General features: G+C 42.9%; 2 protein-coding genes. One reads left to right on the plus strand and one right to left on the minus strand.

The genetic code is table 11. The annotated features are described in order from the left end of the window. Positions 1-91: 91 nt before the first annotated feature. Positions 92-394: a PDDEXK nuclease domain-containing protein gene (locus tag H8S17_RS16070; RefSeq protein ID WP_330595835.1), complete on the plus strand. Its 303-nt coding sequence runs from the start codon at positions 92-94 to the stop codon at positions 392-394. Between the two features lie 48 nt (positions 395-442). On the opposite strand, the gene H8S17_RS16075 is transcribed toward H8S17_RS16070, so the two are convergent. Further along, positions 443-1,472, minus strand: a 1,030-nt coding sequence (locus H8S17_RS16075; protein WP_186867890.1) for a relaxase family protein, incomplete at its 5' end; no start/stop codon positions are given.

Raw genomic sequence — 1,472 nt, forward strand, 5'->3', positions numbered from 1 at the left:
AGCGGTAGAAGAATAGCGGTATCGAGTGGGTAGTCAGTTGCAATGGCTGGCTACCTGCTTTTTTAATTTGGCAAATTTTTGACATATAAAATTGATTGAGAAAAATCATGGGGTAAGGTGTTATGTTTTGATTGATTTTAAGATTGATGAGCTTGCACATCAGGATTTAGGACAGATGCAGATGTATGTAAATTATTATGATCGCTATGAAAAAATTGAGGGAGAAAATCCAACAATAGGTATTTTACTCTGCAAGCAAAGTGATGAGGCTCTGGTAGATTTGACACTTCCGGAAAATGCTAATATTTATGCAAAAGAGTATAAATTTTATTTGCCGGATAAGAAACTGTTACAGAAAAAATTAAAAGAATGGTTAGATGAAGAACAAAATTGATTCAGAGGGGAGAGTGCTATCTATGGGATAGGATTCTCCCCCCCATTTTTATAAGCTGTGATTTCTGTTTTTTGTCTGTTGTGCCTGCACCGGATCGGGCTGCGTCTGACCGAGGTATTGATTCAGATTTTCCAGTTTTCGGTTTAATGATTGAACCTCTTTTTCACATTTCTTGTAGGTGGAAGTCAGCTCGCTTTTCTGCTTCATCAGTTCCTGATACTCTGCTTTTAGCTTATCGACATTCAAGCCCTTTAAGTTTATGCCCGCTTGTTCAAGCATGCGTCTTGCGCCACCATAAAGGATAATTTGGCTTTCGTATCTGCGGAAATATGCGTCCGGGTTCTTGGCTTTTTTGTAGCCGATATGATAGGAGCGGTTGTCTTTGTACTGCTGTGCATATTTGATGATTTCTGCAAGGTCTTTGATGCGGTGTTCCAGTTCCACCACGCTCTGCTTTGCAGACTTTCCGGCTTCGGTTTTCACCGCAATTTTGTGTTCCAGTTCTGCAAGGGAGCCGACTTCATTATAGCTCTGTGCGGCGATTTTTAAATTCTCAATGGCAGCCCACCTTTGCAGTCCCGGACTGCTTCTAAATTTCTCGTCCGAGGTGTCAATGAGCCTGCGGGCAGAGTAGTCCCTTTTGGGGATTACTGCCTTTCGCTCCCGTTTCCTTTCGATGCGTTCCTTGATACGTTCTTTTGTGTATTCCTTACCCAAAGACCTTGTACTGCCACGCACAAAACGCTCTTTATCCAGAGGGCGGAATGAGATGTATTTGGCAGCTCCTTCTTCAAAAGTTTCCCCTTTGATTTCATACCCTTTGGCTCTCATCAGAAGCAGAAATTCTTCGTAAGTGGAAGCCGACTTGAAGCAGAAATTGATGTCCTTTCTGATCTGCGTTTTCCACGCAGAACCATTCTGGTCGGACTGCCATTTTTCGTATTTTCTGCCACGCTGGGCACCCGGAATGATGACGGAAAGATTGTGTTCCCTGCACAGTTCATCACTCAGTTTACGGATGTGGTAATAGGACTGTTTGCAGTCGTGATATTTGTTGTGTTCGATGTTGTCAGCGGCA

It is taken from the genome of Roseburia zhanii, assembly GCF_014287635.1.
GTDB classification, from domain to species: domain Bacteria; phylum Bacillota; class Clostridia; order Lachnospirales; family Lachnospiraceae; genus Roseburia_B; species Roseburia_B zhanii.